This is a genomic window from Bacillus gaemokensis (assembly GCF_001590835.1).
GTDB lineage: Bacteria > Bacillota > Bacilli > Bacillales > Bacillaceae_G > Bacillus_A > Bacillus_A gaemokensis.
This window is the reverse complement of sequence record NZ_LTAQ01000014.1, coordinates 45,587-68,185: the sequence shown is the minus strand read 5'-3', so window position 1 is coordinate 68,185 and position 22,599 is coordinate 45,587. Positions and strand designations below refer to the sequence as shown.

Genomic DNA, 22,599 nt, shown 5'->3' with positions numbered 1-22,599 from the left:
GAGAGCGCATGTATAAAACAGGTGACTTGGCCAAATGGTTACCGGATGGAAATATTGAGTATATTGGCAGAATCGACGATCAAGTGAAAATTCGAGGATACCGAATTGAATTGGGTGAGGTTGAGTCGGTTCTTCAGAAAGTGGATTTGGTTCGAGAGGCAATTGTTGTCGCACGAGAGAGTAAGGATGGATTAAAACAACTGTACGCATATTTCGTCGGAGATGAAAGCTTAACAGTGGGACAACTTCGAGAAGCGATGTTACAAGAATTGCCAGAATATATGATCCCAGCTTACTTTGTACAGCTSGTCCAAATGCCATTAACACCAAATGGTAAGGTTGATCGKAAAGCATTGCCTGAGCCAGAAGGGAATTTACAAACAGGTATAGAGTATGTTGCACCTCGTACAAGGATAGAAGAACAGTTGATGGAGATATGGAAAGAGGTTCTATTCAATGAACATATCGGGGTTAAAGACAACTTCTTTGATGTTGGTGGGCATTCATTAAGAGCGACTACGCTCGTATCTAAGATTCATAAACAGATGAACATCAATGTTACGCTAAGAGATGTCTTCCGATATCAGACAGTTGAACAAATGGCTGAATTTATTACAGGTATCGAGGAAAAGACTTACTTGTCTATTCCAGTGACACCAGGAAGAACTTATTATCCAGTCTCTTCGACACAAAAGCGTATGTACATTTTGAGTCAATTAGAAGGTGGAGAATTAAGTTACAATATGCCGGGGGTAATGATTGTAGAAGGAGAACTTGATTCTGCTCGTGTAGAAGAAGCTTTCCAAAAATTAATTCAACGTCATGAGTCATTACGGACAAGTTTTGAGATGATTCAGGGAGAACCAGTGCAGCACATAYMTTCTGAAGTKATGTTTTCTATCGAAAAGATACAAGCTGAAAAAGAGGGGATAGATACACATATTGATCGTTTCGTGCGTCCATTTAAYTTRCAAGAGGCACCGTTATTGCGAGTWGGATTRATTGAAATKCGTAAKGATTACCATGTGTTGTTGTTYGATRYMCATCATATTATTTCKGATGGTGTCTCAACAAAYCTWATCATCAAGGAATTTGTTCAGTTGTATGAAGGTGAGTCACAGCTACCACTTCGAATTCAGTATAAGGATTACGCAGCTTGGCAACAAAATGAAATGCAAAGTGAACGAATGAAAAAACAGGAAGCGTATTGGCTGAATATGTTTGATGGGGAAATTCCAGAGTTAGAGTTACCGATAGATTATGAGAGACCATCGGTACGAAGCTACGAGGGAGACGTAGTGGAATTTACAATTGACAAACAAATTAGTGATGGATTAACAGAGATAGGAAAACAAACAGGAGCGACGTTGTATATGGTCTTATTAGCCGCATATACAACACTATTATCAAAATATAGTGGTCAAGAGGATATTATTGTAGGAACGCCTATCGCAGGAAGAACGCATGCGGATTTAGATCCAATCATCGGAATGTTCGTTAATACGTTAGCAATACGAAATTATCCAGCGGGAGACAAAACGTTCTATACGTATGTTCAGGAAGTGAAAGAAACAATGTTGAATGCGTATGAGAATCAGAATTATCCTTTTGAAGAGCTGGTTCAAAAAGTAAATATAAAAAGAGATATGAGCCGTAATCCACTATTTGATACGATGTTTGTTTTACAAAATACAGAAGAAACAGAGCTTCAAATAGAAAATCTGGTATTTAAACCTTACATTCGAGACCGTAAGATAGCTAAGTTTGATTTAACATTGTTTGTAAATCTTGATGGTGAACAACTTAAATGTAGTTTTGAATTTTGTAAGAAATTATTTGAAAAGAACAGAATTAATGAATTATCAAAAGATTTCTTAATAGTTTTATCGGAAGTTGTTAAAAACCAAAATGTTCAATTACGCAATGTCAAATTAAGCGAAAAAGCAATAAAAAGTGAAAGTTCTATCCGAGAAATTGAACTGAATTTTNGATTTCTTAATAGTTTTATCTGAAGTTGTTAAAAACCAAAATGTTCAATTACGCAATGTCAAATTAAGCGAAAAAGCAATAAAAAGTGAAAGTTCTATCCGAGAAATTGAACTGAATTTTTGATGTATTTTCCAAATGAAAGAGTGTGTAAATATACAGCACACTCTTTCATTGAAATTGATGTTAGTTTCAAGAAAGTAAGTATTAATATGTAAATTTGTATATAGTAGATAACGGATTGAACATATACTATTAAAGTCTAGGGTGCTATAAATGTCAGAATTTAAACAACAAGAATTATTCTAGGAAAAATTATTCAGTGTTGAAGCCATGCATATGATGAAAAAAGGACAACTTGTTTTACCGGACAAGTCCGTCTAAAACCAGAAAGAACTTGTTCATAAACTGTTTGGCTTAGCTTCATAAGATAGAAATGTAGAGGAAAGTTCTACTCTATGTTTCTAACTAACATTTTTGCACTAGAACCGAAATGGAATATTAAATAAGGAGGATTTTTTATGATATGCCATATTAAAGATGCACAAATATATTATGAAATAATTGGTGAGGGAAAACCTGTAATTCTTTTACATGGATGTTCTGTCGATCATAGATTGATGATGGGGTGTATGGAATCAGTGTTTCATAAACACGCAGGCTATAAGCGCATTTATATTGATTTACCAGGTATGGGAAAATCGACTGCCCCTAATTGGATAAATAGTTCTGATACTTTATTAGATGTCTTAACTTTATTTATCGAAAAGGTTATTCCTAATGAAAATTTTCTACTCGTAGGAGAATCATATGGCGGATATTTGTCTAGAGCATTACTTTCAAAAATATCTCAGCGAATTGATGGTTTATTGCTCATATGCCCTGTCATAATTGCGGATCATAAAGCAAGAACAGTCCCAAAATATAATAGGATTATAAGTGATGATGAATTTTTAAATAAACTTTCATTGGATGAAAGAAATGAATTTTGTGAGTTGGCAGTGATAGCGAATAAATATACATACAATCGATATAAAGAAGAAATCAAATCAGGTCTTACAGTAGCTAATGCAGAGTTTGTGGAAATGCTTCAAAGAAATTATACGTTATCATTCAATGAAAATGGACAAAAATACGAAAAACCAGTTCTTTTACTCGCTGGGAGGCAAGATATAGTTGTAGGATATCAAGACTTATTGGAGATTATGGAAGAGTATCCACGAGCAACAATTGCTGTTTTAGATATGGCCGGTCATAACTTACAGATTGAACAACCTGAGTTATTTGAGAGTCTAGTTGAAGAATGGATGATACGAACAGAGAATACCAGTCTTAATGATTCATATGAAAAGTAACAAAAGATTCGTTAAATCAAAAGGATCACCCTTATGCTGATATTTTGAAACCATTCAATTGAAACGAATTAGGAAAAATTTTTTCGTAATAAATATAACTCATTTTTCACTAACGAGTACGTTAATTCGAGAAGGAGATATGTAAAAAATAGCCTGTATCGCATAGATTGCAAAATAATTTATGATACAGGCTTTATATTTTAGTAATTAACTGTCTTTATATATATTTAACTTATGTAGGGAACTTTTATTTAATATAAATCGATAAAAGGATTTATAAAAGAGAAAGATGGTTACAGATAGCTACTTATTTTTAACTGATGTAACCTATGATAAACTGAAATTATCAAGATTTACCATATAGGACAATATCTTATGGAACAACCAGGGATAGATTATTTAATTAGCGTGCAGAAAATAATAAATTACAATGTTTTTCTCATGTTTTATTTTTTAAATCAACTTAATATCAAAGGAGTATACCATGATAATTAACAAACAAGAATTTTATGTAAATGGGATCAATTATACTGTTAGATCCGCACTTGAAAAAGATGGAAAAGATTTGTCTGATTTAAGATTACAGATTGATGGAGAGACCGAAAATATGGACAGAGAAAAAGGGGAGGCATTCATAGATATACCGGGGTTTGAAGAAATTATAAAAACGGATACTGAAAGTCCGAGAAACTTATTTTTAGTTGCTGTAGTGAATGATCAAATCGTCGGGTTTTCAAGATGCGAAGGAGTGTATTTAAAGAGATTCTCTCATAAAGTAGAGTTTGGAGTATGCGTATTAAAAGAGTTTTGGGGACATGGGATTGGTAAAAATCTTTTACAAGAGTCTATATCTTGGGCTGACGCCAATGGAATTAAAAAAATCGCTTTGAATGTGTTGGAAACAAACGATAAAGCTATTACACTTTATAAAAAACTAGGGTTTGAAATTGAAGGTGTATTAAAGAATGATAAAAAACTTGCTGATGGTAAGTACTATAATACTGTTATAATGGGAAGCTTTAGATAGTAAAAATCTTGAAAATAACGTAGGAGTAAAGGAGGAGAAGATGTTGCAATTAAGAACGAAATTATGCATTAGTATCGTGTCCTCTGTATTGTTCATTATAGCAAGTATAATATTTTTTTGAACAATCATCCGATGAAATGGTTATGGACTTTAATTGCAGTGAGTTCTGTTGCGCAAAATGTATTGTTATTTAGAAAATATAAAAGTGTTCATTAAAATATTCGAATTGTTAACATGTTTGTGTCATCTTACTCATTTTATTGAAAACGTTTTTATCGAGTTTTATAATAAAATTATATTTCCTCTCATGTGCTCGCAAAAACGAATCTCCAAAATGATAAAGAGGGAGATGATAGAATGTTAGCTTCACCGTTTTACTTACATACTTGGAAAAAGTTTGTTGATGAAGGTGTTCTTGATTCTGCTAGAATAAATAAAAGAATTTCAGAATCATGGCAACGCTCTAAACAGGCCAATGTCAATCCACACATGAATAAAGGTCAGAATATTTTAACTTCAGGCGTATTTGATGAACAAAAACAAAAAAGTGAAATCTTTCTTGATATAGCCTTACCACATTTGCAAAATATGCAAAAAACAATTCATGAATTACAGATGATGGCACTATTGATAGATCCTGATGGATACGTACTTTCCATAACAGGAAATAAAAAGACGCTAAAACAAGCAAAACATATTAATTTTGTAAAAGGTGTGAAATGGACAGAAGCAGCTGTGGGAACGAATGCGATTGGTACAGCGCTTGCAATTGAAGAAGCAATTATGATAAGCGGTACAGAACATTATTCTGTTGCGTCTCATAGCTGGAGTTGTGCAGCTGCACCGATTCATAATGATGATGGAAAGTTAATTGGTGTCCTTGATTTTTCATGTCCTATTGAGTTTTCACATCCATATATGCTAGGTATGGTAACATCTATCGCACATGCGATTGAGCGTGAATGTAGCATTCATGTGCATCAACATGAATTAGAATTAATTCATCGCTTCTTAGATGTAATTGACAGTGAGGAGCCAGTAGTGATTTGTAATCATCGACAAATTGTTATTTCTGCAAGTAAACCAGTGCGTGAGTACGTTTCTAGTTGGTCACGGATGAAGGTAACTGATTTATTACAATATGGATTTGGTAGTCGGATGGAGGTACCTGTATATAATAATCATAGGATGATAGGGAAATGTATATACTTATCAAAAAAGCAACCTCAAAAAGTGCAGCATTCTTTTCAAATACAAAAGACAGTACATTTCCCAGGGGTTGTTGGAACGAGTGATTCATTTCAGCACACATTAGAAGAAATTAAGCTTGTTTCGCAGACTGATGCAAGTGTCTATGTTTGCGGGGAAACTGGGGTTGGGAAAGAATATGTTGCAAGAGCAATTCATGAGAACAGTACAAGAAAAAACGGACCGTTTGTAGCTGTTAATTGCGGAGCATTACCAAAAGAATTAATGGAGAGTGAATTATTTGGTTATGTAGAAGGAGCATTTACAGGAGCACGCCGTCAAGGATACAAAGGAAAATTTGAACAAGCGAATGGCGGAACGATTTTTCTTGATGAAATAGGAGAAGTTCCGCCAGAAATGCAAGTAGCTCTTCTACGTGTTTTACAAGAGCGTAAAGTGACACCAATTGGAAGTACGAAAGAAATACCGGTAGATATTCGCGTCATTACTGCAACGCACCGTGATTTACTACAGCTAGTAGAAGAAAGGGAATTCCGCCAAGATTTATACTATCGTTTACATGTATATCCTATTTATGTACCTTCTTTATGTGAAAGAAAAGAGGATATTCCATATTTTATTCAAGACTTTTGTAAAAAGAAAGGCTGGGATGTTCAATTCCCACCTAGTATTTGTAATCAGTTTCGGCAGCATGAATGGCCAGGAAATATTCGTGAATTGTTAAATGTGTTAGAACGTATATACATTCTTTCGCAAGGACGGGAAATATGTGAAAAGCAAATTTCTGTCTTATTACAAACAATGCATGTAAATCAAAAAGGTCTTGAATTAAAAGAACAAGAAGACGTTAAGCATGAAGATACATTAACATTCCGTGAAAAAATACAGCGAGATAGCATGATAGAAGCACTTCAGAAGACAAAGGGGAATGTATCATTTGCGGCAAAACTGTTAGGTGTCCCACGTAGTACGTTTTATAAAAGAATGCAACGATTTCAACTATAAAAGAAGCAGGTTTTTATCAATCTGCTTCTTTTATATGTAAGTGCACGTTCTGTCGGAATATGCGCTTACCGGGGAAATAGTAGAATGAAACATTGTCTATATAGAAGGGAAATCTTTTCAAATTGCACAATATGATACGTTCTCCTGTTATACAAATCAAAGGAAATTTTGTTTGAGAAATTGTGAAATCATATGATATTCATTCCATACTCTCTTTCTACCGATATCAGTTAAGTGCCAAGTATCTTTCGTAAGATTTCTATGATCTTGTAATGGAAGAACATCAATAGTCATGTTGCTAGTAGCAAATGCGGTTGCTATCAGTAAGAATCTTTTCATAAAAAAGGTCTTACCTACTAGTAAAATATTTTTACTTACTGTTGTTTCGGATAGATAAAGCATTGCATTTTTTATAACATCGTTAGTGATAGTAGCTTCTCCTGTTATAGGGATAATTATTTTTTCAGGAATTCCTAATGTAGTTAAGATTTCTTTATGGAAAACAAACTCATCTTCATTCAAAAATGAATTATGTACACTTGGAATCATGATTGTCTGAAAGCCTTCCTCATGAAATAATGAAACAATTTGTTCATTTAATTCCCTGTAATGACCAGGATGATAGAGGACAACATCTGACTTCTGAAATTTATATTGTCGTTCTATAAAGATCATTTCACTTAATAGAGTAATAAATTGATTATTCATCGCATATATACCTCTTTCAAAAAAATTAGTCATTTTTGTGTTATTCGTTATTATAAAAACTTTTCCTTTTTTCTTTATTAAAGTTTTCGATGTTAGCTTTAATGAAGTAGAAATAATAGAGAATCTGTCAAAACATGCGCTTACCAGGGAAATAATAGAATGTTTAGAAAAACATTTCCTAATAGGAAATTGAAAATATTTTATATTAGGAGGGTTAAAAGTGAAGTACATAGAAGTTGGGGTCGGAAATAGATGGTTCATTCGAACAGAAACAGAACGAATAGATGGAACTGAATTTGAGCAAAAAGGGATTATAAAACCTATTTATTTTGAATCCTTCTATTTACGAGTTTGGTTTAGAAAAACTTGTTTAATTTTTGATTCCAAAGAAGGGTTTAAGAAGACGCGTAAGAATCGAAATGAGTATAAGTTTATTTTGGGGATTGTGAGTAGGGGACGATAAATTAATAAAAAGAAGGGGTTATTCATTTAAGTGGATAAGGAGAATGATACATGGCTATTTCTACATACTATAAACAAATCCGTGAAAAAATAAGTTCTGATCTTATTTTCGTGCCGAGTGTAGCGGCGATTATTAAAAATGAAAAAGGGGAGATCTTATTTCAATACCCTGGTGGAGGATTTTGGAGCCTTCCTGCAGGTGCAACCGAGCCTGGCGAAACGCCAGAAAAAGCTGTTGTTCGTGAAGTGTGGGAAGAAACAGGTTTACAAGTACAAGTGAAAGAAATAAAGGGGATTTTTGGAGGGAGAGACTTTCGTCATACGTATTCAAATAATACATAGTTGTAGTATTTGAATGTGAGGTAGTAGGAGGAGAGTTAATGGCGGTAGATGGTGAATCTTTAAAACTACAATACTTTTCACCAAATGAAAGACCTAAACTGGCATTGCCATATCCTGAAGAAGTATTTCTATATAGTAGAAAAATTTTGAAATATAGAATGGAATGATTTAACGGAACATGTTCTTTTTTACTTCTCATGGCTGTATTTCCTATAGTTGTTGTATAAGTCATGTAATTCAATTTTAATTGGGATAAAGTACCATCACTATCAACTTAAGATCATGTATCTCATGATGAAAATAATTCTATCTTCCTATTAATTTATTTAACTATTCTAAAAAATCTTGCGATAAAACATGAATGTATTTATAATTATAGTTAGCTTAACTAACTATAATTAGTTAGTTTTTCAACACAGGAGTAGTTCAATGAAAAAACAAGAATCTGAAGCAAATTTGTCAATCAATAAAACTATTCCTCAAGGAATAGAGCTATACGCAGAATGAATTAAAAAAACGGCAGCAAAGGAAACTGATCCAATGGCGGCTAAGCTTGGCTTACTTATGTTATGAGTATCTGATAATGCACTAGACAAAGAAATGGTATTTCGCTTATTATCTACTTTCTGTGCTTCTTGTGCATCATTAATTGAGAAACTTAATCAAGAAGAATGTAAAGTATTAGAAAAGTTATTAAATAAAATACATGTAAGTATAAAAGCTAAAGTTGGAGAAGGTAGATAAATAAGTTGGATTATTAAATTCAACTTATTTTTACAGAATAAAAGTTAGTCTGCCTTATTATAAGCGAAACTAATTTAAATGAAAGGAGGTGAAAATCGTTTACAACATGTCTTAGTGATAATATAAATTGCTTAAATATGCTGATTTCTATGGAACTCAAGAAATTTGGAACAAATAACAAGGAGGGTTTAAATAATGAATATTTCTAAAGAAAATAATCCTATTTTGGCGGTCGTTAGCTCCAGCGGTAATCAAATCCATTTCTTCAATGCGAAAACTTTTGAAAGAATAGGGGTTATAGATTCTCCAGTTACAGAACCTCATGAATTGTGTTTCGATTCTAAGCGTCAATTGTTATATGTAAGTATTACTTATCGCTCAGGTTTTTATAGAAATAATCCGGAAAAAAGCCATGAAATTTTAGTTATCGATATTGATCAATTTAAAGTAATTGATATCATTGATATCTCACCGGAATTCGCACCTCATGGTTTAGTTTATAATGAAAAAGAAGACTTATTGTATGTAAGTGTCGAATCTGGTGAAGGAGGAATTTTAATTATTAATCCTAACACGAGAAAAGTACTAGATAGAATCTCTACAGAGGCAACAGGTCCACATTGGTTTGTTACGAATCCAGATGGTACAAAAGGATATTCCTCTAATAAAGAGGCGCCCTTTATATCGGTTTTAGATACACATAATAAGGAGTTAATTGGAAAAGTATCTATGCCCTATGGTAGTGAGGAACTAGCTATTTCTCCTAAAGGTAATCGAGTTTACATCCCTTCACCATGTTTACTTGGAGACTACAAAGAGGAGCAACCTACACTTAGCATCATTAATACAGAAACCGATAAAATTATAAAGACAAAATCATTTTCAGATTTAATTACCCCGGTTCATGTAACGAATGATGGGAAAGTATTGGTAGGACATACGCGTTTTCAGAATAAGAATGGAGAGAGAACAAGAAGTATGTTTTCTCCAGCACCAGGGTATGTTTCTGTTCTTGATGGAGAATCGTTAAACGTGTTAGGTACAATAGAAGTAGATTTACTCCCAATTACAATGCGTTCTTCTACTGACGGAACGGTTGGATATGTTTCTAACCTTAGATCAGGGACAATAAGTGTATTAGATTTAGTTAATTACAAGAATGTTCATACCATTGAAGTTGATCTAGGAGATCGAAATGCAGATCCTTCTGTAAATCAAGGAGCTCACGGTATAGCGTATATAGAAAGATAAAATAAAAAACGCTATTCTTTTTGTAGAAATATACAGAAAGGATGGCGTTTTTTATGTATCTATTAATTTCTGATGAATTCCAATTAGGTCTATTTTTTTGCTGGTTAGGAACGCGTGTTATTCATTTTTATATAGCCCCGCTGTATACATCTCCGTTAGTGTATAAACAATTTCCTCTAAAACTACTTCCTTTTCATTCCGAACGATTTCCCACAGAAACATTTCATTCATATAGAACCAACCACGTGCCACAATTGCTTTGTTTAACTCATTTCGTGCTAGTCTATTTTCTTGAGAATAGGTAATATCCTGCATAATTCGACCCATAAAACGTTCGCGAATATCGTTCCATTTTTGCCGAACTTCTTTTGAAGCACCGAGCGCTTCTTCAACGACGTGTAATATATGTCTTTCTTCCTCAGCTAATTGTAAGAAGGCTTGCACTTGATTTTGAATCATAGCGTGAGCTTCTTTTTTTGTTTTAGGAATAAAGGAACGTTCAGCAATCGTGTAAAAACGATTCATCACATCTTCCATAAGAACAATGAGAAGGTCATCTTTGTTTTTAAAATATACATAAGCAGTACCATAACCAGTTTCTGCATGCTTAATAATTTGAGAGATTGTTGTTTTTTGAAATCCTTGTTTCAAAAAAACGTGATGACCGGATTTTAATAATTTGTTTCGTGTCTCTACTGATCGATGTTGTCTCGATGAAAGAAGATCCTTTTTCAAAAAACATCACCTCCTTATACTGAAATGTCTGAAAATATAACTTTATTCTAGTTGAATAGAAGACAGAAAGTCAACTGACACAATATCATTGACGCTATGTCAAATTTGATGGTATATTTCAATTAGTTAGAATAAAAAGAAAATTAAGAGAAGGTGAGAGAATGTATCAAAATCCATTTGAACCATCTTATGAATATGCGACCCAATGCGATAAACATGACGAACTTGCTGATTTTCAAAAAGAATTCTATAAAAAAGTAGATACGATATATTTAAATGGAAATTCACTAGGATTACTTTCTAAAAGAGCAGAAAAGTCTTTACTTACTATGCTAGATTCATGGAAAGAGTATGGGATAGATGGATGGACAGAAGGGGAACACCCTTGGTTCTTTCTTTCTGAACAATTAGGAGAATTAACTGCACCACTTATAGGTGCTTTACCTGAAGAAGTAATTGTAACTGGTTCTACGACAACGAATATTCATCAAGTCATTGCAACGTTCTATGAACCGAAAGGGATTCGCACAAAGATTCTTGCGGATGAATTAACGTTTCCATCCGATATTTATGCTTTGCAAAGTCAAATTCGTTTAAAAGGGTTAGATCCAGACGAACATCTTGTACAAGTCAAGAGTCGAGATGGTAGAACGCTTCAGGAAGAAGATATTATTGATGCAATGACTGATGATATTGCGTTAATTTTATTACCAGCGGTGTTATATCGAAGCGGACAAATTTTAGATATGAAGCGATTAACGGCTGAAGCACACAAGCGCGGCATCCATATCGGTTTTGATTTATGCCATTCCATCGGTTCAATCCCGCATGACTTTAAGGATTGGGATGTTGATTTTGCGGTGTGGTGTAATTACAAATATTTAAATGCAGGACCTGGTGGTGTTGCAGGGTTATATGTAAATCAAAAACATTTTGATCGTCTTCCTGGGCTTTCCGGATGGTTTAGTTCAAGAAAAGATAAGCAGTTTGATATGGAACATACTTTAACAGCAGCTGATCATGCTGGGGCATATCAAATTGGCACGCCGCATGTATTAAGTACGGCACCATTAATTGGATCACTAGAGATTTTTAAAGAAGCAGGTATCGAAAAACTGCGTGAAAAATCATTACATATTACGCGGTACATGCTAGATTTAATCCATTATGAATTAAAGGATATGGGCTTCGCAATTGGAAATCCATTAGAAGATGACAAACGTGGGGGGCATATTTATTTAGAGCACTCTGAAGCTGCACGTATATGTAAAGCTTTAAAAGCAAATGGTGTTATTCCTGATTTTCGTGCACCAAATGGGATTCGTCTTGCGCCAGTTGCTTTATATAACACGTACGAAGAAGTATGGAAGTCTGTGCAAATTTTGAAAAAGATAATGAAAGATGAAGAATATAAACAATTTGAAAATAAGCGAGAGGTTGTTGCATAAATAATGAAAGAATCTGACTGGATTGATATTTCACAGCCGTTAAATAATGAGATAGCGACATGGCCAGGAGATACGCCGTTCTCATATGAGGTATCGTGGTCAAAAGAACAAAGTGGATCTGTCAATGTTGGAAAGTTAACGATGAGTATTCATACAGGGACCCATATTGATGCGCCATTTCATTTTGATAATGAAGGAAAAAAGGTACTAGATTTAGACGTTAACGTGTATGTTGGACCTGCTCGTATTATTAATGTATCTGGTATGGAAAGTATTGGTGCGAAAGAATTAGAAACATTTCATTTGGAAGGAGTAGAGCGTTTGTTACTGCGTACTTCTTCACACGGGAAAGTACAAAAATTCCCAGAAACAATTCCATATTTACGTGCGGATATTGCGCCGTTTCTTTCAGAAAAGGGAGTTCGGTTAATTGGAGTGGATGTACCTTCTGTAGATCCGCTAGATGATAAAGAATTAGCAGCGCATCACCAACTTTTTAAGAATGGTATTCATATTTTAGAAAATATTGTATTAGATCATGTACAAGATGGAGATTATGAACTGATTGCGTTGCCGCTTGCATTGACAGATGCAGATGGTAGTCCAGTTCGAGCAGTAATAAGACCACTATAGAAGAGTTATGATGCATAGAAGGGGGAGCATCTTATGAAAGAAAACGAAAAAGTAATTATGGAAAAGGGAATTCATACAGATTTTCGCAATAATATGACGTACGGTGAGTATTTGCAATTAGATAGTTTACTAGGAAGTCAAAAAAGGCTTTCAGATCATCATGATGAGATGCTATTTATTGTCATTCATCAAGCAAGTGAACTGTGGATGAAATTGATTTTACACGAGCTTAACGCAGCGATCGAATCCATTCAAAATGACAGATTAGCACCAGCTTTTAAAATGCTTGCGCGTGTTTCAAAAATTCAATCGCAAATTATTCAATCCTGGGATATTCTTGCAACGCTAACACCATCTGAATACATTGAGTTTCGTGATGCGCTCGGTCAAGCATCAGGATTTCAATCGTATCAATATCGTATGATTGAATATGCACTTGGTTATAAAACACCTCATGCATTAAAAATTTATGAAAAAGATCCTGAATTACATGCTCGTTTGCATAAAGCACTTCATTCACCAAGCCTTTACGATGTTGCAATTCAGGCACTTGTAAAAGAAGGTTTCCCAATTCATCAAAATGTACTAAATCGTGATATTACACAGCCTTATGAAGCAGATGCGACTGTAGAAGCAGCATGGGTAGAAGTATATTCTGATGTGAAGAAATATTGGGATTTATATCAGCTTGCAGAGAAGTTAATCGATATTGAAGATTGGATTCAGCAGTGGCGATTCCGTCATATGAAAACGGTAGAACGAATCATCGGACATAAAATGGGGACAGGTGGATCTTCAGGGGTATCTTATTTAAAACGCGTGCTCGATCAATGTTTTTTCCCAGAGCTTTGGAATGTAAGAACGAAATTATAAAAAAGTAGCAAAAAAGATGCTCGAAAGGGTATAGCCATCAAGTTAACAAAAATAAAAGTTTTTACACTTCCAACCAGTGTAGCTAAAAAACTTCTGATAAAACAAATATAAAAGCATAGGTTAATTGATTATCGAAATTCTTTCATTTTGAGTGTTAATAATAGATCAAAAGTTAGCTCGTTTTGATGAAATTATGTCAGACTCATGGATGAAAAAAACGAGACTTATTATTTAAATTAGAAAAAAATACAAGCGGAAAAGATCTTAGCTATAAGTAAAATGATAGATATAATAACTCGAACAACCGCCAAAAGGCGGTTGTTTTGTTTAGCTTTTGAAGTTCTCACACATTTTAAAGAAAATATACACTAAGAACAAAGGAAAAAATCTACAAAACTATCTGGTAACATAAATTAGACTATCAGTAGATAATTTGTGTTAATTGCTTTTTAACTGCAGTATTTCTTTTTTATTGATTGATATCTTTTTAAGAATTCACGCCTACACCAAACGGACCTGAACCTACTAGAATAGTAGCTACAACCATATTCGCAATTCCGTCAATGACTGAAACGTTATTGCTGTTAACATTTGCTACATAAATTCGATTGGTTAATGGATTGACTCCCACTCCTCCTGGATTATCCCCAACGGTAATGGTAGAAATTATTGTATTGGTTGCACCATTAATCACGGAAACGTTATCGCTGTTGCTATTTGTTACATAAATAAGATTAGTAGATGTATTAACTCCTACTCCAATTGGAGTAGTTCCAACAGTAATGGTAGCAATTACTGTATCGTTGGCACCATCAATCATAGAAACGTTATTGCTGTTAACATTTGCTACATAAATTCGATTGGTAGATGGATTGACTCCTACTCCTCCTGGATTATTCCCTACAGGGATTGTAGTAATCACAGTATTCATTAATCCATCAATCACAGAAATGTTATTGTTTACAAAATTTGCTATATAAATTCGATTGGTCAATGGATTGACTCCTACACCCTGGGGGTTATCTCCCACAGCAATGGTCGCAATCACAGTATTTGTCGAGCCACTAATTACAGAGACGTTGTCGTCGTTAACATTTGTTACATAAATAAGGTTCGTAGATATATTAACCCCCACTTCTTGTGGAATAGTCCCGACAGTAATAGTAGTAATCACAGTATTCATTAATCCATCAATCACAGAAACATTAGCGTTGTTACCATTTACTACATAAATTCGATTGGTAGATGGATTGACTCCTACTCCTAATGGAACATCCCCAACGGTAATGGTAGAAATTACTGCATTGGTTGCTCCATTAATGACAGAGACATTATCATTTATTAAATTTGTTACATAAATTTGATTAGTAAATATTGAACCAGTCGGCCCAGTTGGTCCAGTCGGCCCAGTTGGTCCAGTTGGTCCAGTTGGTCCAGTTGGTCCAGTCGCTCCAGTTGGTCCAGTCGGCCCAGTTGGTCCAGTCGCTCCAGTTGGTCCAGTCGCTCCAGTCGCTCCAGTTGGTCCAGTCGCTCCAGTTGGTCCAGTCGCTCCAGTTGATCCAGTTGGTCCAGTTGATCCAGTCGCTCCAGTCGSYCCAGTTGSTCCAGTCGCTCCAGTTGGTCCAGTTGGTCCAGTCGCTCCAGTCGGCCCAGTCGCTCCAGTCGCTCCAGTTGGTCCAGTCGAACCAGTCGGCCCAGTCGCTCCAGTTGGTCCAGTCGCTCCAGTTGGTCCAGTTGGTCCAGTTGGTCCAGTTGGTCCAGTCGCTCCAGTTGGTCCAGTTGACCCAGTTGGTCCAGTTGATCCGGTCGATCCGGTCGGAAATGTAAAAGGAGGAATTGGTGGTAAGGTTGGCCCGACTAAATTTGGATCTAGCGCAGCACTATACAAGATTTCACATGAATCTAACTCATTCTCTTCTGACATATGTCACCTCCAAAAACATTTATCATCACTAATAAATGTGCAATATATAAATAAAATGACACAAACGTAAATAAAATATAAAAATGTGTATAATAAAATGAAATTCCTTAGAACCAATCAAAATTTCAAAATTAAACCAATGTAGCTTTTTAGAAAATACCCCATATTATAAGAAGAAATATATTCATCTCCAAAAAACTTTTATCGTGTATGAAATAGTAACCTTTAATTAGCATAGAAGGTTACTATAGGTAGAAAAAATGTATTTTCTAAGGAAGTAAAAGAGAAATATTTATTTCATTTCGGTAGAATAGTAAAGACTAGTAGTAAAAAGTAAGTGTTTGGAGGAACTGATTTTGGATTTTCATACGTTAGAAAATATGTTTAAAAAGAAAAAAATTAATGCATTTCTCGTATATCAACAAGGTGAATTAACTACAAAATACTATAAAACAGCAGAATGTGAACATAACTTATACAAAATCAATTCAATCACCAAAAGTATTCTTTCAATGCTAATTGGTATTGCAATAGACAAAGGATATATAAGTGGTATACATACGCCTATAACGAGATGGATTTCAAATGTACCAGAGGAAAAGTCAGAACTGACAATATATCATTTGTTAACAATGACAACCGGAGAAGATTGGAAGGAATTCGGGAATGGCGTTGTATTTCCAAATGATTTTGTAGAATCTGATGATTGGATAAAGTACATCTTACAGAAACCGTTAATAGAAGAGACGGGTACAAAAATGAATTATAATTCTGGTTCTTCACATCTTTTAAGTTATATTATACAAACTGCAACAGGAATGACGACAGAGCAATTTGCGAAGAAATATGTATTTGGTCCATTACAGATTACTGAATATGAATGGCAACAAGATCCACAAGGGGTTTATGTTGGTGGATTTGGGATGAAAATGAGAGCGAAAGATTTGTTGAAATTAGGGGTATTATGTTTGAGAAATGGGTACTGGAATGGGGAAAGTATTATATCATCAAATTGGATTGAAAAATCAAGAAAAGGACGTTTCATGACATATGAACATGTCGGGGCGTATGGATATCATTGGTGGGTAGTGGATAACAAAAGATTTCACATACCGTATTGTACTTATTTTGCAATGGGATACGGCGGACAATATATTATCATCATTCCGCAGTTAGAACTTGTAGCAGTAATTAGTAGTCAAATGCCAAAGCGCGGGTTAGTCCCGTTAAAATTATTTATAGAGCATTTACAAATAATTTCTTATAATACATAAATAGAGGGAGAACATCATTGTTCAAGGAAGGAGAATATATGAAAAGTTATAAAATAATAGCCACATACAGGTTTTTCTTAAGTGTTTTAGCATTCAGCGCAATTATTACACAATTTGTTACAAGGGCACAGGTTAAACCGTTTAACCCCATTAATTTTTTTAGTTTCTTTACAATTGAAAGTAATATCTTGGTCGCAGTTATTCTTCTTTTAAGTTGTTTCGCAACGGCAACATATGGGCGTTCGGAACAATTTGGGGTACTTCGAGGGGCGGCTACAGTATACATATTTACAACAGGACTAATCTATTTTTTATTACTAAGAGGATTAGAGGAATCACTTCAAACGCCAATACCATGGGTGAATACAGTTCTACACTATATCATGCCAATTGCAATGATATTAGATTGGGTCATAAATCCTCCAACGAAGAAAATTACATGGAAGCATGCAGCGAGTTGGCTTGTTTTTCCATTAGCGTATGTTATTTATAGCTTAGTGCATGGAGCTTTTATCAATTGGTATCCATATCCATTTCTAGATCCAAGGATAGGTGGTTACGGAAGGGTGTTTTTGTATAGTATAGGAATCGCAATAGCAATTGGAGCCATTTGTGTACTAGTAAAAATGTTAGGGAATCGATCTTTAAAGTTGAAAAGAATTTAAGTGGTGAAAATATAACTCCTAGGCAAGCATAAAAAAATTTCACCAAAAGATTTACGTATTCAGGGAGTTGTTGTAACTGGAAATAAAGAAGGCCTACAAGCAATTAAAAATTTACCTTTTATAAAAGCAACTTCACTAGGAGTGGTTACGAATAAATATTAAATAATAATGCGGCGTTAGTGTTTTATCCTGCTATTCGCGGACGGTAATATTCCTACCTCAAAATTCAGCAAAAGCAAATAAGTTAGGTGGGAGATAAACAGCCCGTAAAAGCCTGATTGGTAAGGGCTAATAATCAGTGGGGGATAAATAAGCCCTCGCTAATTAAAGTTTCGCTGTATGTGAAAGGTATGCAAGAATTAGAGTGATGATCGAGTGAATTTATGGATTCTCTTACAAAAAAGATTACATGAAACCCCTCTGTTTTAAATTATAAAGCAGAGGGGTTTTCATATTTTATTGATGGAAGATAAACTTCATCGATTTGATTTCTGAAATGTAATCTTCAAAAACCTTTCTGTCTTTGTATCAAACTCTACATCAACAAAAACACCATATTCTTTTCCATCTTCACGTAGCCATAGTTTAAATTTTTCAGTTGTTATGTTAATCGTTTTCGGTTTTCTCCCTATATGAAGATAATCAATAATTTGCGCTTTTGGGTATTTTTCTTTTGTTTTCTCTACAGCAAGTTTCCCCCATTTGGCATAGGGTGGTTGTGCATGAACGATTGAAGGATTTGTATATGCATTACAATATGTTGTCATAAATACAACACCTAATACGAAACATGTGAAGAAACGCTTCATAATAAACTCCTTTTATTGTTTTTCCTTATTGTTTACATACTACCCAAATCGTATAAATTTATGTTTTTTTGTATTTTTTACATAAAAGTGTTGTATTTACAAAATATAAACAGGAAATCGTTTGAGGAATTAAGGAGGGAAACATATGCGTCAAAAAGGTATGTTTAAAGTACCTATTTTGCTTGTATTGATTGGTCTATCTTTAATAGTAAGTAGCGGACAAACCAAAAATGTACAAGCCTTTTCTAATCAAGTCATTCAAAAAGGAGCTTTTGGAGAGGATGTCATTGAATTGCAGTCTCGTTTGAAATATAACGGATATTATAAAGGAAAAGTAGATGCTGTTTTTGGCTGGGGTACATATTGGGCGCTGCGAAATTTCCAACAAAATTTTGGATTACGTGTCGATGGGTTAGCAGGACCTAAAACAAAGCAGATGCTTGTTAAAGCGACTAAATATGAAAAATTAACTGCGAATAAAGGAAATAAAGGAAATAGTGGTAGACAAAGTAATAAGGCAACTCAAAGAACAGCGACTAATGTTCCAAATGGATACTCTCAAAATGATATCCGGTTAATGGCGAATGCAGTGTATGGAGAGGCACGCGGTGAACCTTATTTAGGACAAGTTGCAGTTGCCGCGGTTATTTTAAACCGTGTAACAAGTGCGTCATTTCCAAATACGGTTTCAAAAGTGATTTATGAACCACGTGCTTTTACTGCAGTAGCAGATGGACAAATAAATCTAACGCCAAATGAAACTGCGAAAAAAGCTGTATTGGATGCGATTAATGGTTGGGATCCGACAGGAAATGCACTTTATTATTTCAACCCAGATACAGCAACTAGCAAATGGATTTGGAGCCGTCCACAAATTAAAAAAATTGGGAAACATATTTTCTGTAAATAGAGCGGAGGTGGAAACATGTTACGAGGTATTATCATTGTATTATTAACAATTGGTGTAGTCGGAACTGGCTATTGGGGCTATAAAGAACATCAGGAAAAAAATGCCGTATTAATTCGAGCAGAAAATAGTTACCAGCGTGCATTCCATGATTTAGCGTATGAGGTTGATTTATTGCACGATAAAATTGGGACAACACTTGCAATGAATTCACGGACATCTTTATCACCGGCACTAGCGGATGTTTGGCGTCTAACATCAGAAGCTAGTTCTGATGTAGGTCAATTACCATTAACGTTAATGCCATTTAATAAAACGGAAGAATTTTTAGCGAATATTGGAGATTTTAGTTATCGTGCAGCCATTCGTGATTTAGAGAAAGAGCCATTAAATGATCAAGAATATAAAACGCTAGAAACATTATATTCAAACGCAGGTAACATTCAAGACGAATTACGCAAAGTCCAGCACCTCGTTTTAAAAAATAACTTGCGCTGGATGGATGTAGAGCTTGCGCTTGCATCGGATAAAGACCCTGCAGATAACACGATTATTGATGGACTGAAGACAGTTGAGAAAAATGTAACATCATATGCTTCAACAAATTTTGGTCCGACTTTTACAAGTTCGCAGAAAAAAGAAAAAGGTGGATTTCAAGCGGAAGGTAAGCCGATCTCAAAAGAGGAAGCTTCAAAAATTGCAAAATCCTTTTTAAATTTAAAAGGAAATGAAAACGTAGAAGTTGAGAAAAGTGGAAAAGGTGCGAAAGAAGCCTTTTATAGTGTGAAAATTCAAGATCCTAAAACGAAAAATGAATTCTATATGGATATTACCGGAAAAGGTGGCTATCCAATATGGGTAATGAATAATCGTGAAATTAAGGAACAAAAAATTAGTTTAAATGATGCAGGAAATAAAGGATTAGCATTTTTAAAGGATCATAAGTTTAAGAACATGGAACTATACGATAGTTCGCAATATGATAACATCGGTGTATTTACGTACGTTGTAAATGAAAATAATGTTCGTATTTATCCAGAAGCAATCCAAATGAAGATTGCTTTGGATGATGGATCCATTGTCGGATTTTCTGCAAAAGAATATTTAGCATCACATCAGAAGCGAACAATCCCAACTGCGAAGTTAAGTATAGCAGATGCGAGAAAGAAAATTAATCAAGATGTAAAAGTGATGGAAGAACGGAAAGCAGTTGTAGTGAATGATCTGCATAATGAAGTACTGTGCTATGAATTTGTTGGGACATTAGGGAAAGATACGTACCAAATTTTCATTAATGCAAACAGTGGCACAGAAGAAAAAGTGAAAAAGATGCAAGCGGTAGAAAAGATTTATGATTAAACATCAATGATAAAGTGGTGAAAATGATGAAAATCCTTATATATATGCTTATGATCTGTTTCGCTATTACAGGCTGCAGCATAGAAAAAAAAGAGAGTGCGCAAGAAAAACCTGAGCAAAAGAATGTATCCATGAAAAATGTGAACTATAACTATAACAATAACAAACCGAATGAAAAAGTAGCAGATCATCTAGCTTCATTAGCTTCGAGCGTACCGGGTGTAAAAGATGCGACCGCGGTAGTTGTTGGGAAATATGCGGTTGTTGGCATTGATGTAAAAGCAAAGCTAGATCGAACTCGCGTAGAGTCAATCAAATATTCTGTTGCTGAAAGTTTAAAGCATGATCCAAACGGTGCGAATGCTGTTGTTGTAGCGGATGTTGATACGTACGAACGGCTAAGACAAATAGGTAAACAAATTCAACATGGTAAAACAGGTGAAGGAATTCTTGATGAACTTGCGGCCATAGTAGGACGCGTTATGCCACAAGTACCGAATGATATGATAGAAAATAAAGAAACAAATCCAATCAAAGAAAATGATAAACAATTACCAAAAAGTGAAGAAAATGAATTAAGAAAAGAACAAGAAGATCAATCAAATAATCACCTTAAAAGATAAAAAGTATCCCGTGCTATAACGCACGGGATACTTTTTATGTAGGATGTTATTATTAAATATTCAGTTTATTAATAAGGTAATATATGGTTTAATAGTATTGGGAGGGACGGTTTCCATTATGAAAAATAAAAGCGTATTCATATTTTGTAGTCTTAGTTTATGTTTCATGATAGGAATGACAGCGTGTGATAAAAAGAAAGAAGAAAAGAAACACACTGCAACTTCTTCAACTATAGCAGAAAAAAAGAAGAAAGAAACAATTGATGTAAATCTTTTTTCACAAATTAAAGAAGGAATGACATATAACGAAGTAAAAGAATTAATAGGGGTTGAAGGGGATTTGCTCACAGAACAAGGAAATAATAGTGCAGAAAATCATAAACAAACCTTTGCTTGGAAAGGAAATACACCACAATCATTTGCTGAGATTACTTTTTTAGACGGAAAGGTACGTTCTAAATCACAACGCGGTTTATCCTAAGTATTAGTAGAAATGGGGAAATGAAAATGAACTTACATACAGGAGAAATTCGACTTGTTCCTTACGAAGAAAAATATAAAGAGGCAATAGAAGCATTTATTTTACCAGGTGAACAAGTTCAATTTACGGCTGAGCCAAGTGCATTGCTAGAAAAGGCGAAGAAAGATACAACCCGGAATGTGGTTGTTATTGTAGAAAATGACACGCCCGTTGGTATTTTTGCACTTCAAACTGGCGAAAGAGTGGGGGAGTACACTGATAATCCGAATTCTTTACTTTTAGTAGCTTTTTCTATTAATTACACGAAACAAGGAAAAGGATATGCGAAGAAGGGATTAGGATTACTACAAGGTTTTGTAGAAACTTATTTTCCTGACAAAAATGAAATTGTACTAGCGGTGAATGAGCGAAATATTCCTGCACAAAAATTATATTTAGCAATAGGTTTTGAGGATAGAGGTCAAAGAAGAATGGGGCCAATCGGAAGTCAACGTATTTTATATTTACCAATACAAAAATAATTCCAAATAAAAAAGCTTACTCCTAAAAATATTTTATGCAGTAAGCTTTTTTATTTGGATAAGAATACATGACCCAGTCTCAAAAATTAAATGTCCCAACACCATTGCGGAACTGGAGAACAGTGAATAAACTAAGTACAATGGCAAATGCAATACAATCGTGAATGAAAAATCATGAAAAGTGGATGTATTTGCGAATGAATTTTGAAATAGTATGTTTCTAAACTCTTATGTGAAAATAACCCCTTGTTTTTCTCT

General features: G+C 34.5%; 20 protein-coding genes and 4 pseudogenes. 19 read left to right on the top strand and 5 right to left on the bottom strand.

Annotation, left to right across the window (positions count from 1 at the left end; all coding sequences use genetic code 11):
- The 4 genes from AZF08_RS14815 to AZF08_RS14800 all read left to right on the top strand — a co-directional run.
- Positions 1–2,012, top strand: a 2,012-nt coding sequence (locus AZF08_RS14815) for a condensation domain-containing protein (RefSeq protein ID WP_153019534.1), incomplete at its 5' end; no start/stop codon positions are given.
- Positions 2,013–2,507: 495 nt separating this feature from the next.
- Positions 2,508–3,341 (top strand): alpha/beta fold hydrolase, encoded by an 834-nt coding sequence (locus AZF08_RS14810; protein WP_033676758.1) that lies wholly within the window; start codon positions 2,508–2,510, stop codon positions 3,339–3,341.
- A 484-nt stretch (positions 3,342–3,825) separates the two neighbouring features.
- Positions 3,826–4,368: a GNAT family N-acetyltransferase gene (locus AZF08_RS14805; protein ID WP_033676759.1), complete on the top strand. Its 543-nt coding sequence runs from the start codon at positions 3,826–3,828 to the stop codon at positions 4,366–4,368.
- Between the two features lie 357 nt (positions 4,369–4,725).
- Positions 4,726–6,582, top strand: coding sequence for a sigma-54-dependent Fis family transcriptional regulator (locus AZF08_RS14800; RefSeq protein WP_033676760.1), 1,857 nt, complete (start codon positions 4,726–4,728; stop codon positions 6,580–6,582).
- Positions 6,583–6,738: 156 nt separating this feature from the next.
- On the opposite strand, the gene AZF08_RS14795 is transcribed toward AZF08_RS14800, so the two are convergent.
- Positions 6,739–7,290 carry an ElyC/SanA/YdcF family protein gene (locus AZF08_RS14795; RefSeq protein ID WP_033676762.1) on the bottom strand — a complete coding sequence of 184 codons (552 nt, stop codon included), beginning with the start codon at positions 7,288–7,290 and terminating at the stop codon, positions 6,739–6,741.
- A 220-nt stretch (positions 7,291–7,510) separates the two neighbouring features.
- Between AZF08_RS14795 and AZF08_RS14790 the strand changes: the two genes are divergently transcribed.
- The 4 genes and pseudogenes from AZF08_RS14790 (at position 7,511) to AZF08_RS14780 (ending at position 10,089) form a co-directional block, all read left to right on the top strand.
- A complete protein-coding gene (locus AZF08_RS14790; RefSeq protein ID WP_033676765.1) occupies positions 7,511–7,753 on the top strand; it encodes a DUF3977 family protein in 243 nt (80 codons plus the stop codon).
- A gap of 50 nt (positions 7,754–7,803) precedes the next feature.
- Positions 7,804–8,261 (top strand): annotated as a pseudogene (locus AZF08_RS14785) (NUDIX domain-containing protein).
- Between the two features lie 340 nt (positions 8,262–8,601).
- Positions 8,602–8,838, top strand: a pseudogene (locus tag AZF08_RS30780) (hypothetical protein).
- A gap of 195 nt (positions 8,839–9,033) precedes the next feature.
- Positions 9,034–10,089, top strand: coding sequence for a beta-propeller fold lactonase family protein (locus AZF08_RS14780; RefSeq protein ID WP_033676767.1), 1,056 nt, complete (start codon positions 9,034–9,036; stop codon positions 10,087–10,089).
- Positions 10,090–10,206: 117 nt separating this feature from the next.
- Here the strand turns inward: AZF08_RS14780 and AZF08_RS14775 are convergent, their stop codons facing one another.
- A complete protein-coding gene (locus AZF08_RS14775) occupies positions 10,207–10,824 on the bottom strand; it encodes a TetR/AcrR family transcriptional regulator (RefSeq protein ID WP_033676770.1) in 618 nt (205 codons plus the stop codon).
- Positions 10,825–10,985: 161 nt separating this feature from the next.
- Here AZF08_RS14775 and kynU point away from each other — a divergent pair, with 161 nt between their 5' ends.
- The 3 genes from kynU to kynA are packed head-to-tail and all read left to right on the top strand — an operon-like array spanning position 10,986 to position 13,778.
- The gene (kynU, locus tag AZF08_RS14770) at positions 10,986–12,272 is read left to right on the top strand and encodes a kynureninase (RefSeq protein ID WP_033676773.1); all 1,287 of its coding nucleotides are present in this window, start codon (positions 10,986–10,988) and stop codon (positions 12,270–12,272) included.
- Between the two features lie 3 nt (positions 12,273–12,275).
- Positions 12,276–12,905 carry an arylformamidase gene (gene kynB / locus AZF08_RS14765; RefSeq protein ID WP_033676775.1) on the top strand — a complete coding sequence of 210 codons (630 nt, stop codon included), beginning with the start codon at positions 12,276–12,278 and terminating at the stop codon, positions 12,903–12,905.
- 33 nt (positions 12,906–12,938) lie between these two features.
- Positions 12,939–13,778: a tryptophan 2,3-dioxygenase gene (kynA, locus tag AZF08_RS14760; protein WP_033676777.1), complete on the top strand. Its 840-nt coding sequence runs from the start codon at positions 12,939–12,941 to the stop codon at positions 13,776–13,778.
- Positions 13,779–14,265: 487 nt separating this feature from the next.
- On the opposite strand, the pseudogene AZF08_RS32365 reads toward kynA, so the two are convergent.
- Both AZF08_RS32365 and AZF08_RS32360 read right to left on the bottom strand, forming a co-directional pair.
- Positions 14,266–15,132: pseudogene (locus tag AZF08_RS32365) on the bottom strand (YVTN family beta-propeller repeat-containing protein); the annotation flags it as partial.
- A 489-nt stretch (positions 15,133–15,621) separates the two neighbouring features.
- A pseudogene (locus AZF08_RS32360) lies at positions 15,622–15,702 on the bottom strand (exosporium leader peptide-containing protein); the annotation flags it as partial.
- Between the two features lie 356 nt (positions 15,703–16,058).
- Here AZF08_RS32360 and AZF08_RS14750 point away from each other — a divergent pair.
- From AZF08_RS14750 to AZF08_RS32160, 3 genes are read left to right on the top strand one after another with little or no spacing between them, the layout of a single operon-like run.
- On the top strand, positions 16,059–16,976 hold the full coding sequence (locus tag AZF08_RS14750; RefSeq protein ID WP_033676779.1) for a serine hydrolase domain-containing protein: 918 nt from the start codon (positions 16,059–16,061) through the stop codon (positions 16,974–16,976).
- Positions 16,977–17,014: 38 nt separating this feature from the next.
- A complete protein-coding gene (locus AZF08_RS14745; protein WP_033676859.1) occupies positions 17,015–17,641 on the top strand; it encodes a Pr6Pr family membrane protein in 627 nt (208 codons plus the stop codon).
- Between the two features lie 36 nt (positions 17,642–17,677).
- Entirely contained in the window at positions 17,678–17,803 is a 126-nt protein-coding gene (locus tag AZF08_RS32160; RefSeq protein WP_153019535.1) for an anti sigma factor C-terminal domain-containing protein, read from the top strand.
- A gap of 314 nt (positions 17,804–18,117) precedes the next feature.
- Here AZF08_RS32160 and AZF08_RS14740 read toward each other — a convergent pair whose 3' ends face one another.
- Positions 18,118–18,450, bottom strand: coding sequence for a DUF3889 domain-containing protein (locus AZF08_RS14740; RefSeq protein ID WP_033676780.1), 333 nt, complete (start codon positions 18,448–18,450; stop codon positions 18,118–18,120).
- A 145-nt stretch (positions 18,451–18,595) separates the two neighbouring features.
- Between AZF08_RS14740 and sleB the strand changes: the two genes are divergently transcribed.
- From sleB to AZF08_RS14715, 5 genes are all read left to right on the top strand, one after another.
- Entirely contained in the window at positions 18,596–19,360 is a 765-nt protein-coding gene (gene sleB, locus AZF08_RS14735; protein WP_033676781.1) for a spore cortex-lytic enzyme, read from the top strand.
- Between the two features lie 15 nt (positions 19,361–19,375).
- Positions 19,376–20,716, top strand: a complete 1,341-nt coding sequence (ypeB, locus tag AZF08_RS14730; protein WP_033676783.1) for a germination protein YpeB — start codon at positions 19,376–19,378, stop codon at positions 20,714–20,716.
- A gap of 26 nt (positions 20,717–20,742) precedes the next feature.
- On the top strand, positions 20,743–21,339 hold the full coding sequence (locus AZF08_RS14725) for a YhcN/YlaJ family sporulation lipoprotein (RefSeq protein ID WP_033676784.1): 597 nt from the start codon (positions 20,743–20,745) through the stop codon (positions 21,337–21,339).
- A 118-nt stretch (positions 21,340–21,457) separates the two neighbouring features.
- Positions 21,458–21,820, top strand: a complete 363-nt coding sequence (locus tag AZF08_RS14720; RefSeq protein ID WP_033676785.1) for a DUF3862 domain-containing protein — start codon at positions 21,458–21,460, stop codon at positions 21,818–21,820.
- A gap of 26 nt (positions 21,821–21,846) precedes the next feature.
- The gene (locus AZF08_RS14715; protein WP_033676787.1) at positions 21,847–22,341 is read left to right on the top strand and encodes a GNAT family N-acetyltransferase; all 495 of its coding nucleotides are present in this window, start codon (positions 21,847–21,849) and stop codon (positions 22,339–22,341) included.
- Positions 22,342–22,599 lie beyond the last annotated feature (258 nt).

Excerpts from the sequence above, each read along its gene's own strand:
- AZF08_RS14810 (WP_033676758.1), top strand. The coding sequence starts at position 2,508 with ATGATATGCCATATTAAAGATGCACAAATATATTATGAAATAATTGGT.
- AZF08_RS14805 (WP_033676759.1), top strand. The coding sequence starts at position 3,826 with ATGATAATTAACAAACAAGAATTTTATGTAAATGGGATCAATTATACT.
- AZF08_RS14800 (WP_033676760.1), top strand. The coding sequence starts at position 4,726 with ATGTTAGCTTCACCGTTTTACTTACATACTTGGAAAAAGTTTGTTGAT.
- AZF08_RS14795 (WP_033676762.1), bottom strand. The coding sequence starts at position 7,290 with ATGAATAATCAATTTATTACTCTATTAAGTGAAATGATCTTTATAGAA.
- AZF08_RS14780 (WP_033676767.1), top strand. The coding sequence starts at position 9,034 with ATGAATATTTCTAAAGAAAATAATCCTATTTTGGCGGTCGTTAGCTCC.
- kynU (WP_033676773.1), top strand. The coding sequence starts at position 10,986 with ATGTATCAAAATCCATTTGAACCATCTTATGAATATGCGACCCAATGC.
- kynB (WP_033676775.1), top strand. The coding sequence starts at position 12,276 with ATGAAAGAATCTGACTGGATTGATATTTCACAGCCGTTAAATAATGAG.
- kynA (WP_033676777.1), top strand. The coding sequence starts at position 12,939 with ATGAAAGAAAACGAAAAAGTAATTATGGAAAAGGGAATTCATACAGAT.
- AZF08_RS14745 (WP_033676859.1), top strand. The coding sequence starts at position 17,015 with ATGAAAAGTTATAAAATAATAGCCACATACAGGTTTTTCTTAAGTGTT.
- AZF08_RS14740 (WP_033676780.1), bottom strand. The coding sequence starts at position 18,450 with ATGAAGCGTTTCTTCACATGTTTCGTATTAGGTGTTGTATTTATGACA.
- sleB (WP_033676781.1), top strand. The coding sequence starts at position 18,596 with ATGCGTCAAAAAGGTATGTTTAAAGTACCTATTTTGCTTGTATTGATT.
- ypeB (WP_033676783.1), top strand. The coding sequence starts at position 19,376 with ATGTTACGAGGTATTATCATTGTATTATTAACAATTGGTGTAGTCGGA.
- AZF08_RS14725 (WP_033676784.1), top strand. The coding sequence starts at position 20,743 with ATGAAAATCCTTATATATATGCTTATGATCTGTTTCGCTATTACAGGC.
- AZF08_RS14720 (WP_033676785.1), top strand. The coding sequence starts at position 21,458 with ATGAAAAATAAAAGCGTATTCATATTTTGTAGTCTTAGTTTATGTTTC.
- AZF08_RS14715 (WP_033676787.1), top strand. The coding sequence starts at position 21,847 with ATGAACTTACATACAGGAGAAATTCGACTTGTTCCTTACGAAGAAAAA.